General features: G+C 72.0%; 10 protein-coding genes. 2 read left to right on the top strand and 8 right to left on the bottom strand.

The window, feature by feature from the left end:
- Positions 1-89: 89 nt before the first annotated feature.
- From ABTZ99_RS37190 to ABTZ99_RS37170, 5 genes are all read right to left on the bottom strand, one after another.
- Positions 90-479 (bottom strand): cytidine deaminase, encoded by a 390-nt coding sequence (locus ABTZ99_RS37190; RefSeq protein ID WP_498781996.1) that lies wholly within the window; start codon positions 477-479, stop codon positions 90-92.
- Entirely contained in the window at positions 472-1,737 is a 1,266-nt protein-coding gene (locus ABTZ99_RS37185) for an ABC transporter permease (protein WP_498781998.1), read from the bottom strand. The genes ABTZ99_RS37190 and ABTZ99_RS37185 overlap by 8 nt, the downstream gene beginning before the upstream one ends.
- Positions 1,734-2,804, bottom strand: a complete 1,071-nt coding sequence (locus tag ABTZ99_RS37180; protein WP_498782000.1) for an ABC transporter permease — start codon at positions 2,802-2,804, stop codon at positions 1,734-1,736. The genes ABTZ99_RS37185 and ABTZ99_RS37180 overlap by 4 nt, the downstream gene beginning before the upstream one ends.
- Complete coding sequence (locus tag ABTZ99_RS37175) at positions 2,804-4,363, bottom strand: ABC transporter ATP-binding protein (RefSeq protein ID WP_499617861.1); 1,560 nt, start codon at positions 4,361-4,363, stop codon at positions 2,804-2,806. The genes ABTZ99_RS37180 and ABTZ99_RS37175 overlap by 1 nt, the downstream gene beginning before the upstream one ends.
- Before the next feature lie 98 nt (positions 4,364-4,461).
- The gene (locus tag ABTZ99_RS37170) at positions 4,462-5,592 is read right to left on the bottom strand and encodes a BMP family lipoprotein (RefSeq protein ID WP_498782094.1); all 1,131 of its coding nucleotides are present in this window, start codon (positions 5,590-5,592) and stop codon (positions 4,462-4,464) included.
- A 372-nt stretch (positions 5,593-5,964) separates the two neighbouring features.
- Here ABTZ99_RS37170 and ABTZ99_RS37165 point away from each other — a divergent pair, with 372 nt between their 5' ends.
- Positions 5,965-6,486: a YbaB/EbfC family nucleoid-associated protein gene (locus tag ABTZ99_RS37165; protein WP_499617860.1), complete on the top strand. Its 522-nt coding sequence runs from the start codon at positions 5,965-5,967 to the stop codon at positions 6,484-6,486.
- Between the two features lie 17 nt (positions 6,487-6,503).
- Positions 6,504-8,135 (top strand): WXG100 family type VII secretion target, encoded by a 1,632-nt coding sequence (locus ABTZ99_RS37160; RefSeq protein WP_498782006.1) that lies wholly within the window; start codon positions 6,504-6,506, stop codon positions 8,133-8,135.
- On the opposite strand, the gene ABTZ99_RS37155 is transcribed toward ABTZ99_RS37160, so the two are convergent.
- From ABTZ99_RS37155 to ABTZ99_RS37145, 3 genes are all read right to left on the bottom strand, one after another.
- The gene (locus tag ABTZ99_RS37155) at positions 8,132-8,818 is read right to left on the bottom strand and encodes a hypothetical protein (protein ID WP_498782008.1); all 687 of its coding nucleotides are present in this window, start codon (positions 8,816-8,818) and stop codon (positions 8,132-8,134) included. The two genes, ABTZ99_RS37160 and ABTZ99_RS37155, sit on opposite strands and share 4 nt — an antisense overlap.
- 297 nt (positions 8,819-9,115) lie before the next feature.
- A complete protein-coding gene (locus ABTZ99_RS37150; protein WP_499617859.1) occupies positions 9,116-10,180 on the bottom strand; it encodes a hypothetical protein in 1,065 nt (354 codons plus the stop codon).
- Between the two features lie 447 nt (positions 10,181-10,627).
- Complete coding sequence (locus ABTZ99_RS37145; RefSeq protein WP_499617858.1) at positions 10,628-11,134, bottom strand: hypothetical protein; 507 nt, start codon at positions 11,132-11,134, stop codon at positions 10,628-10,630.
- Positions 11,135-11,332 lie beyond the last annotated feature (198 nt).

Below are 11,332 nucleotides of genomic sequence, written 5' to 3'. Positions count from 1 at the left end.
TACGACCCCGAACTCCACGGCGGCGCGCAACGACTCACCGACCAAGCCGCAGCCGCTTGATCTAATTCTTGAGGTTGACACTGAGGGTGTCATGGCAGGTCCTCCGGGCCGAACGCGTCGGGCAGCACCTCGCTCATCGGCAGGATGCCGGACGGGGTGTCGATCAGGCACGGTGCGCCGCCCAGCTCGTAGATCACCTGACGGCACCGGCCGCACGGCATCAGCAGGTCACCGGCGCCGCTGCGGCAGGCGAGGGCGACCAGCCTGCCGCCACCGGTGAGCATGAACTGGCCGGCCAGCGTGCACTCGGCGCAGAGGCCGACGCCGTAGGCGGCGTTCTCGACGTTGCAGCCGACGACGACCCGGCCGTCGTCGCACAGGGCCGCCGCGCCCACCTGGAGCCCGGAGTACGGGCAGTAGGCGGACCGCGCGGCCTCGACGGCGCGGCTCCGCAGGACGTCCCAGTCGATGTCAACCACGGCGGTACACCACGCCGTCCGCTGCGGGCATGCGCAATCGTTGGGAGGCGACCGCGAGGACGACCAGGGTGACCAGGTGCGGCGCGTAGGTGGTCAGCTCGCTCGGCACCTCGTCCACCGAGTAGTACACGGCGTAGAGCAGGCCGGCGGCCAGGATGCCGAACGCGGCGGCGAACCAGCGGCGGCGGATCAGCTGCCAGATCACGATGACGACCAGCAGCAGGACCGCGCCGTAGACCAGGGCGAGGAACGTCTTGCCGCCCGAGCGCAGTTGCAGGCCGTCGGCGTAGCCGAACAGCGCCGCGCCGCCGAGCAGGCCGCCGGGCCGCCAGTTGCCGAAGATCATCGCGGCGAGGCCGATGAACCCGCGGCCGTTGGTCTGGCCTTCGAGGTAACCGGGCTGGCCGGGGTTGAGCACGAGGGCCGCGCCGCCGATGCCGGCGAGCGCACCCGACGAGATCACGGCGACGTACTTGTAGAGGTAGACGTTGACGCCGAGGGACTCCGCGGCCACCGGGTTCTCGCCGCACGACCGCAGCCGCAGGCCGAACCGGGTCCGCCACAGCACCAGGTAGCTGCCGATCACCAGCAGGATCGCCAGCATGGTCAACGGGGACACGCCGGTGACGAGGCCGCGCAGGATGCCGGCGACGTCGGACAGGCCCACCCGCTGCTGCGCTTCGAGCTCGCCGAGCCAGTCCGAGAGGCCGGAGGCGGAGTAGGTGTCGAACTTCGGGACGGCGGGCGATTCCCGGGGGTTGTTCGAGAGCGGGAAGAAGATCAGCGTGGAGAGGTACTTGGTCAGGCCCGCGCCGAGCAGGTTGATCGCCACGCCGGAGACGATGTGGTTCACGCCGAACGTCACGGTGGCGATGGCGTGCAGGAGACCGCCCAGCGCGCCGAACACGGCGGCCGAGACGAGCGCCGCCCACGGGCCCCACTGGTAGCCGGCCCAGGCGGCGCCCCACGTGCCCATGATCATCATGCCTTCGAGGCCGATGTTCACCACGCCCGCGCGTTCCGCCCAGAGACCGCCGAGGGCGGCCAGGAGGATCGGCAACGCCAACCGCACCGCGGTCTGGATGGTGCCGGTGGACGTCAGCTGCGGCACACCGGTCAGGTACGACGTGGTGGACAGCAGCACGACCGCGCCCGCCACGCCCAGCGCGCCGACGGCCCAGCCGGGGATCCGCCGCGACTTGCGCGGCGGCGGAACGGTGGCGGGCGCCTCGGACGGGTTCATCAATGAAGTGCTCATGCCGCATCCACCGTTCCCAGCTGCCGGCCGACCTGCCGCTGCTGCGCGGCCAGCTCGAACCGGCGGACCACCTCGTACGCGACGACGACCGACAGCACGATCGCCCCCTGCATGATCGTCACGATCTCGCGGGGCACGCCCACGTTGTCCAGCGCCAGGCCCGACTTGTCCAGGAACGCCCACAGCAGCGCGCCGAACGCGATGCCGCCGGGGTGGTTGCGCCCGAGCAGCGCGATCGCGATGCCGGAGAAGCCGATCCCGGCCGGGAAGTTCAGGTTGTAGGTGTGGTCGCGGCCCAGGATCTCCGGCATGGAGACCAGGCCCGCGATGCCGCCCGAGAGCAGCATGGCGATCAGCACCATCTTCTTGGCGTTCACGCCACCCGCGGCGGCGGCCGTGGACGACTCGCCGGAGGCCCGCAGCTCGAAGCCGAACCGGGTGCGGTTCATCATCACCCAGTAGCCGATGCCCAGCAGCGCGGCCAGGAACACCAGGCCGAACACCGTGCCGGACGAGCCGAGCGGGATGCCGGGCACCCAGCCGCTCTCCGGGATCTCCGGCGTGCGGATGTTGTTGCCGCGCAGCTCGCCGAACACGTCCGCGCCGATCAGGTACGCGGCCAGGCCGAGCGCCAGGCCGTTCATCATGATCGTGGAGATGACCTCGTTGACGCCGCGCGTCACCTTGAGGATCGCCGGGATCGCGGCCCACAGCGCGCCTGCGACGGCGGCCGTCAGGATGATCACCAGGGCGTGCAGGCCGGGCGGCAGGGCGATCGAGCCGCCGACCACGGCCGCGACGACCGCCGCGACCCGGTACTGGCCCTCGACGCCGATGTTGAACAGGTTCATCTGGAACCCGATCGCCACCGCCAGCGCCGCGATGTAGTAGGTGCCGGTGCTGTTGATGATGTCGACCGCGGTGGTGCCCTCGCCGACCTGCGCGAACATCACCCCGAACGCCTGCAGCGGGTTCGCGTCGGACACCACCAGCGCGATACCGCACAGCAGGGCGGAGAACAGGATCGCCAGCACGGGCGGCAGCAGTTTGCCGCGCAAGATTCCCATTACTCGCCTTCCGATTCCGACGCCGGAGAGGCGCCAGTGGCGTGCTCGGCGCTCGTGGCGCCCGTCATCGCACTGCCGAGGTCTTCCGGGGTGACCGTGGCCGGGTCGGCGTCCGCCACCAGCCGACCGCGCAGCATCACCCGGATGGTGTCGGACAAGCCGATCAGCTCGTCCAGGTCCGCCGAGATCAGCAGCACGGCCAGGCCGCGGGCGCGAGCGTTGCGGATCTCGTCCCAGATCAACGCCTGCGCGCCGACGTCGACGCCGCGGGTCGGGTGCGACGCGATGAGCAGCACCGGGTCGCCGGACAGCTCGCGGCCGACCACGAGCTTCTGCTGGTTGCCGCCGGACAGCGCGACGGCGGCCACGTCGATGCCCGGCGTGCGCACGTCGAAGTCCTCGACGATGCGCTCGGTGTCCTTCTTCGCGCCCGCGAGGTCGAGCCACTGGCCCTTCGACACGGGGCGGCGGGTCTGGTGGCCGAGGATGCGGTTGGCCCACAGCGGCTGCGTGAGCAGCAGGCCCTGGCGGTGCCGGTCCTCGGGGATGTAGCCGATGCCCGCCTCCCGGCGGGCGAGCGTGCCCAGCTTGGTCAGGTCCCGTTCGCCGAGCAGCACGCGGCCGTGGTGGGCCTTGCGCATGCCCATGATCGTCTCGACCAGCTCGGTCTGCCCGTTGCCCTCGACGCCCGCGATGCCGACGATCTCGCCCGCGCGCACCACCAGGTCGATGTTGTCCAGCACGGGCCGGGTGCCCTCCGCCGCGACCAGGCCCAGGTTCTCCACCTGGAGCACGACGCGGTCGGTGACGGTGGACTCGCGGGTCTCCGGGCTGGGCAGCTCGCTGCCGACCATCATCTCGGCCAGCTGGCGCGAGCTGACGGCCTTCGGGTCGGCGGTGCCGACCGTGGTGCCGCGGCGGATGATCGTGACGGAGTCGGCGATCGAGCGCACCTCGTCCAGCTTGTGCGAGATGAACAGGAACGTGAAGCCCTGCTGCTGCATGCCGCGCAGGGTGGCGAACAGCTCGTCCACCTCCTGCGGCACGAGCACCGCGGTCGGCTCGTCCAGGATGATCACCTTGGCGCCCCGGTAGAGCACCTTGAGGATCTCCACCCGCTGCCGGTCGGCCACGCCGAGGCGCTCGACGAGCACGCCGGGGTCGACGGTCAGGCCGGTGGCGTCGGCCAGCTCCAGGATGCGCTTGCGCGCCTTGCCGCCGATGCCGTGCAGGGACTCCGCGCCCAGGACGACGTTCTCCTGCACGGTCAGGTTGTCGGCGAGCATGAAGTGCTGGTGCACCATGCCGATGCCGACCTTGATCGCGTCGGCGGGCGTGCGGAACCGGACCTGCTCGCCCGCCACCTCGATGGTGCCCTCGTCGGGCTGCTGCATCCCGTACAGGATCTTCATCAGGGTGGACTTGCCCGCGCCGTTCTCACCGCACAGCGCGTGCACCTCGCCGACCTGCACGCTGAGGTGGACGTCGCTGTTGGCGACGACACCCGGGAAGCGCTTGGTGATGCCCGACAGGACGACGGCAGGGGTGGGTGTGCTCATGGAAGCTCCGTCTGATCTCCGGCTGCGCCGGGGCTAACCACGCACTGGGCCCCGCGAGGGTGGCTCGCAGGGCCCAGTGCGCCGGAGGCCGGATGGGGTTACGGCGTGGACTCGACCTTGATCTTGCCCGCGATGATCTGGGCCTTGTAGCCCTCGAGGACCGCCTTCAAGTTGTCGTCGATCTTGCCACCGGAGGTGGAGTAGCCGACGCCGTCCACGGACAGGTCGAACACCTTCGGCAGGCTCGCCAGGTCGTTCTTGGCGACCGCCTTGACGAAGTCGTACACCGCGACGTCGACCCGCTTGAGCATCGACGAGACGATGACGTCCTTCGACTCCTCGACCGTCTTCTGGTTGTACTGGTCGGAGTCGACGCCGATGGCCAGCGCGTTGCCCGTCTTCGCGGCCGAGAACACGCCCTTGCCGGACGCGCCCGCGGCGTGGTAGAGCACGTCGGCGCCGGCCTCGATCTGGCCGGTCGCGGCCTCCTGGCCCTTGGTCGGGTCCTGGAAACCGGTGAAGTCGCCCGCCGGGGTCAGGTACTTGGTCTCGATCTTGATGTCCGGCGCGGCGGTCTTGGCGCCCTGGGCGTAGCCCGCGTCGAACTTCTGGATCAGCGGGATCTCCACGCCGCCGACGAAGCCGATGTGGCACGCCTTCGACTTGTAGGCGGCGATGACGCCGGCCAGGAAGGAGCCCTGCTCCTCGGCGAACAGCAGCGGCGTGACGTTCGCCGCACCCTCGACCGCGCCGTCGACGATCGCGAACTTGACGTTCGGGAACTCCGGCGCGACGACCTTCAGGGACTCGGCGTAGGCGAAGCCGACACCGATGATCGGGTTGAAGCCCTCGCTCGCGAGCTGGCGCAGCCGGGTCTGCTTGGCGTCCTCCGGCTCGTTCGGCGCGGCGGTCAGCTCCTTGACCTCGGCGACGCCGAAGTCGGCCTTGGCCTTGTCCAGGCCCGCCGCGGCGGAGTCGTTGAACGACGCGTCGCCCCGACCGCCGATGTCGTAGGCCAGGCCCACCTTCAGCGCGCTGCCGTCGACCTTCTCGCCCGACGCGGCGCTGCTGGAGGTCGCGGTGGCGGCCGGCGGCTTGTCAGCCAGCTTGCAGCCACCGGCGGTGTTGGTCGACCCGGACCCGGTGTTGTTCCCACCGGTGTCCTTGGCGCAGGCGGCCATCGTGAGAACGCTGGTCAGCGCGATCGCGGCCACCGCGAGGCCACGCATTCGACGACGCACGGCTCGTCTCCCTCCCTGCTCGTCTAGGAGCAGACAAATCCCGGCGGCTGGGCCGTCGGGGCTTCCGAGTGGCGAACCGTACCCCGTAGTAATGACACCCGCGTACGTACCGGTCCGCACGTGACCTAATCGTTGGTGCCATCAGGCGACTCCGCCACTCGTAGTGATAGCGCGACTTCCCCGCGTCGTAGCCGATTACTCACTGTCAATACGCGGTCCGGGTGAAGTGGCCGTCCGGTGACCGTGGGCCGATCAAGGTTCGGAGGCCCGCAGGGTTAACCCGTTGGTGAGGCGTTGGGGCGGCGTTGGCGGGGTCCGGTGCACTCCACGCTGCACCGATATCCCCCCTAGGAGGTTGAGTTGGACCCCCAGCAGTGGCTCGACAACTTCGAGGCAAAGCTGGCCGATCTGCAGCGGAAGTCGGCCGACCTCCAGGAGAACTTCGAGAACTCGCAGGCCACGGCTTCCAGCCCGGACGGCGCGGTGACCATCACCGTCGGCCCGAACGGCGGGCTGCTGAACATCCAGCTGGGCCACCGGGCGACCGAGCTCGGCTCCGCCCGCCTCACCGCCGTGATCATGCAGACGGCCAAGGTCGCGCAGAAGCAGGCCGCGCAGCAGGTGATGGCGGCGTTCGAGCCGCTCGGCGAGGGCACCGAGGCCATGCGCATGGTCAGCGACGCCATCCCGGACGACGAGGTCGAGGCCGACGAGGCCGACTACGCGGAGCCCGACTACGCCGAGCCGGAGGCCGCGCCCGCGCCGCCGCCACCCCCGGCCTACGCCCCGGCCCCGGCGAGCAGGCAGCCGCAGATGCCGTCGCGACCGGCGCGCCCCTCGCGCCCCGGTGACGACGAGGACGACGACAACCAGCCCTGGTGACGAGGAGACCCTGAGCGATGACCGCCCCCGACACCCCGATCGCCTCGCCGCCGGGCATGGAGATCACCGAGAAGAACAAGTTCAAGGGCTCGCTGTTCATCTCGGCCTGGGACGAGATGATCACCACGATCGGCAAGGACGCGGAGACCGAGACCGAGAAGGCGCTGGACATCACGTTCGCCGCGATCGGCACGGCGTCGTCCATGGCCATGCTGGCGGTCGACCCGTTCGGCACGATCCTCGGCGCGGGCATCGGCTGGCTGATCGAGCACGTGTCGTTCCTGAAGGAACCGCTCGACCAGCTCATGGGCGACCCCGACGAGATCGAGGCCAACGTCGAGGCGACCAAGAAGCAGGCCGCCGAGCTGCGCGTGCTGGCCGAGGACCACCGGCGCGAGCTGGCCACGTTCGACGGGTGGACCGGCGCGTCGTCCGAGGCGTTCCAGAAGAACATGGAGTCGATGGGCCAGGAGCTGGACGCGCTGGCCAACGCCGTCGAGCAGAAGGCCAAGATCGTCGCGATCTGCGGCGTGCTGGTGTCGGTGCTGCGCGACATCGTGCGCGACCTGATCGCCCAGCTGCTCGGGTCGCTGCTCGCGGGCGCGCTGATCGCCGCCGCCACCGCGGTCATCACCTTCGGCGCGTCGATCGCGGCCTACATCGGCTTCGCGGTCGGCAAGGCCGTCGCGCTCGGCGTGAACATCGCGTCCCGGATCGCCCGGCTGACCGCGGCGCTGGGCAGGCAGATGGGCCGGATCAAGAACCTCGACGAGATCACCGAGAACGTCGGCAAGGGCTGGAACCGGTTCGAGAACATCGCCGACGTGGCCGAGGTCGGCTACGAGTCGTGGAAGGCGCAGAAGGGCGTCGACCGCGAGATCGACAAGGCGCTGGCCAAGGACGTGCAGGACGACAAGGTCACCGACGCCAACAAGAAGGCGGAGGAGGCCAACGAGCGGTACGGCAAGGCCAAGGAAGAGGAGGCGGCGGCCGCCGAGGAGGCCAAGAAGGCCAACGAGGACGTGAACGCGGCGGCCACCAGGGCGAGCGAGGCCAACGCCAAGGCCAACGCGTTCGTCGAGGAGGCGAACGCCGCCGCCGCGCGTGGTGACCAGGCGGGCCGGGACGCGGCCATGGCCAAGTACGAGGCGGCCAAGGTCGAGGCGGACGCGGCGCGCGGCGAGGCGGCGCAGGCGGCCGAGAAGGCGGCGAAGGAAGCCCGCGACGTCGCCGACGCGGCCAAGGCGAGCAACGAGGCGCTGGCCGACGCGAAGCCCGCCGACGAGGCCGCGAAGGCCGCGTACGAGGAGTACAAGCGCAACAACCCGGGCCAGGACGACCCGGCGCGCGCGTCCGCCGAGAGCGACATGTCGGCCAAGAACGACGCGGCGAAGGCGGCGAACGCCACCTACGAGCAGGCGAACGTGGACTTCGCGGCGGCCAACGCGGCGGCGGCCGAGGCCAACGCCAAGGCGTTCGCGTCCGGCAGCGAGGCCGACATCAAGGCCGCCGAGGAGGCGTCGCGCAAGGCCGAGCAGGCGGGCACGAGCGTCGAGCAGGCGGCGGCCGACGCGAAGTCGGCGGGCGAGGCGGCGAAGTCGAGCTACGACTCGTTCCAGTCGCAGTACTCCCAGCCCGCTGCGGGCTAGCCCTCAACCGGTTCGGCCCAGGTCTGGCAGAACCCCCGGAAGAACCACGGAGAACCAGCCATGGCACGCGGTGGCGGCGGCGTCGACTCGAACACCCCGGGTCCCTCGGGCACCCCGTCGTCGCCGCCGCCGTCGCCGCCACCGCCGTCACCGGGCGGGCCGACCGGCAACTCCGGGTTCGGCATGAACGAGTCGACCATGTCCGACCTGGACAAGCGGGCCGGCAGCCTGCGGGACCGGCTCGCGGCGATCTCCAGCGGGTTGCAGGGGCTCAAGCTCGCGCCCAACGCGCTCGGCCCGATCGGCATCGTCGCCGTGCCCGCGTTGAACAGCTCGAACGACGCTTCGGTGAAGCAGGCGAACAACGCGTCGAGCGCGATGGGCAACGTCCAGTCGGGCTTGAAGGCCACGCTCCAGACGCACGTGCAGAACGACCAGTTCAGCCGCGACCAGTTCACCAAGATCGACCCGAACTCGAACGCCCAGCGGCCGCCCGGCTCACCCGGCAACGGACCGCTCGGCGTGAAGGGGCCCGGTGGGCCGGCGGTGACGCCGGTGACCAACGTGCCGGGCGCGTCGGGGCCGAACGGGACGGGTGGGCCCAAGGGGACGGGTGGGCCGTCCGTCACGCCGGTGAAGAACGTGCCGGGTGCGACCGGGCCGAACGGGACCGGTGGGCCCAAGGGGACGGGTGGGCCCGCGGTCGGGCCGGTGAAGAACCTGCCTGGTGCGCCGGGCGTGACGCCGCCCGGTGGGCCTCGTGGCACCGGTGGGCCGGCGGTTGGGCCGATCAAGAACCTGCCGAGTGCGCCCGGCGTGACGCCGCCTGGTGGAGCGCCGAAGACGTCCGGCGGGCCGGCGGTCGGGCCGATCAAGAACCTTCCTGGTGCACCCGGCGTCACGCCGCCCGGTGGGCCTCGTGGCACCGGTGGGCCCGCGATCGGACCGATCACGAACGTGCCCGGTGCGTCCGGCCCGAATCAGGGTGGGACGTCCAAGTCGCCCGGTGGGCCCGCGGTCGGGCCGATCAAGAACCTGCCGAGTGCGCCGGGCGTGACGCCGCCCGGTGGTTCGCGCGGCACCGGTGGGCCGGCGGTGGGGCCGATCTCCGGCATTCCGGGCGCTCCCGGTGCGACGGGTGGCACGCGCGGCGGCGGCGGTGTGCCCGGCGGCGGTGTGCCCGGTGTGCCCGGTGTGACGCCGCCCGGTTCGTCGACGTCCGGTGGTCCGACGGCCAAGGGCGGTCCGACGCCGGGTGCGGGCCCGGCGACCGGCGTCACCGCGCCTGGTGGGAGCACGGCGGCCCGCAGCATCGGCGGCGCGCTGTCCGGTGCGCCCGGCGTGACGCCGCCCCCGATGGCGGGTGCGCCGATGGCCCCCGGCGCCGCTCCCGGTGCGGCAGGTGGGTCCGACCGTTCGAGCAAGTTCACGGGTGGGCCCGGCAAGGGCGTCTTCGACGCACCGAAGCCACCCTCCGGTGACGGCAACATCAACAAGGCCCCGACCAGCTCGCCCTCCACCCCGCCACCGGCGCCGAAGCCGACCATCAGCACCCCTGGCGGCGGGGGCATCCCGAGTGCTCCCGCCATCAGCACCCCGACCACCGGCGCACCCACCACCGGCACGCCCGGCGCCAACGCACCCGGCAACGGCACGCCGAGCACCGCGACCGCTCCGCCGTCCACCGGTCCGAAGCCGGCCTCGGGCGCCGCGCCCTCGGTGAGCGCTCCCGTGGCGCCCCCGATGGCCGGTGCGCCGATGGCCCCCGGCGCCGCTCCCGGTGCGGCAGGTGGGTCCGACCGTTCGAGCAAGTTCACCGGCGGAGCGGGCAAGGACGTCTTCGACGCACCCAAGCCACCCACCGGCGACGGCAACATCAACAAGGCCCCGGCTGCCTCGCCCTCCACCCCGCCACCAGCGCCGAAGCCGACCATCAGCACACCCACCGCCCCGCCGATCAGCACCCCCGCCCCGAACACCCCGGCCCCGAGCACCTCGGCCCCGAGCACCCCCGCCACCGGCACACCTGCCAACAGCGCCTCCACCGCCACCGCTCCACCAGCGACGGGCCCGAAGCCGTCCCCTGTCGTCGCACCTCCGGTGAGCGCACCGGCAGTGCCGCCAGTAGCAGCACCACCGCCCGCAGCGGCTCCGGGCGGGAGCCCGTCGACGGACCGTTCGAGCAAGTTCACGGGCGGGCCGGACAAGGGCGTGTTCGACACGCCCAAACCGCCCACCGGCGACGGCAACATCAACAAGGCCCCGGCCACCTCGCCTTCCGCCCCGCCACCAGCGCCGAAGCCCACCATCAGCACACCGCCGGCCCCGAGCGCGATCAACACACCACCGGCCGACATCACCACCCCCAAGCCCACCACCCCGCCGCCCGCCACCACCCCGCCCGCCGCAACCCCGACCCCGCCGCCGGCAACCCCGACCCCGCCGCCAGCAACCCCGCGGGCCGACACCACCGCCTCCACCCCTCCAGCACCTCAGCCGCCGGCCAAGCCGTCCGCCCCGCCGATCACCACCCCGCCGGCCACCACTCCACCAACCGCCACCGCTCCAACCACCACCGCGCCCCCGGCACCGGCCACCCCACCGACGCCTGCCCCGGCGACCCCAAGGCCCACACCACCGCCGGTCACCATCACGCCACCACCCATCTCCACCCCACCCATCTCCACCCCACCGGTCACCGCGCCCCCTGTCGCCACCCCACCGGCCGCGACGCCGCCAGCCACCACACCGCCAGCCGCCACGCCCCCGGCCAGCACTCCACCAGCCGCAAATCCGCCGGCTGCCACTCCGCCGGCCACCCGGCCGGCACCACCCACCGACACCACTCCACCGGTCAACACCCCACCTCCGGCCACCACTCCGCCGGCCACGCGACCGGCACCACCGGCCGACATCGCGCCACCGGCGGCAAACCCGCCAGCCACGAACCCACCGGCCCCCACACCACCGGCCACCCGGCCGGCGCCACCCACCGACATCGCACCCCCTGCGGCAACCCCACCGGCCCCCACACCACCGGCCACCCGGCCGGCGCCACCCACCGACATCGCACCCCCTGCGGCAACCCCACCGGCTCCCACACCACCGGCCACGCGACCGGCACCACCCGCCGACACTGCGCCACCGGCGGCAAACCCGCCAGCCGCGAACCCACCGGCCACCACACCCCCAGCCAC

Origin of the sequence: Actinosynnema sp. NPDC002837 (genome assembly GCF_040295345.1) — a bacterium.
In the GTDB taxonomy this organism is placed as follows: Bacteria; Actinomycetota; Actinomycetes; order Mycobacteriales; family Pseudonocardiaceae; genus Actinosynnema.
The sequence above is the reverse complement of the archived record's forward strand: the minus strand, read 5'-3'. Positions and strand labels throughout refer to the sequence as shown.

Bases quoted from the DNA above. Each gene is read 5' to 3' on its own strand.
- ABTZ99_RS37175 (WP_499617861.1), bottom strand. From the start codon at position 4,363: ATGAGCACACCCACCCCTGCCGTCGTCCTGTCGGGCATCACCAAGCGC.
- ABTZ99_RS37185 (WP_498781998.1), bottom strand. From the start codon at position 1,737: ATGAGCACTTCATTGATGAACCCGTCCGAGGCGCCCGCCACCGTTCCG.
- ABTZ99_RS37145 (WP_499617858.1), bottom strand. From the start codon at position 11,134: ATGTCGGTGGGTGGCGCCGGCCGGGTGGCCGGTGGTGTGGGGGCCGGT.
- ABTZ99_RS37180 (WP_498782000.1), bottom strand. From the start codon at position 2,804: ATGGGAATCTTGCGCGGCAAACTGCTGCCGCCCGTGCTGGCGATCCTG.
- ABTZ99_RS37160 (WP_498782006.1), top strand. From the start codon at position 6,504: ATGACCGCCCCCGACACCCCGATCGCCTCGCCGCCGGGCATGGAGATC.
- ABTZ99_RS37170 (WP_498782094.1), bottom strand. From the start codon at position 5,592: ATGCGTGGCCTCGCGGTGGCCGCGATCGCGCTGACCAGCGTTCTCACG.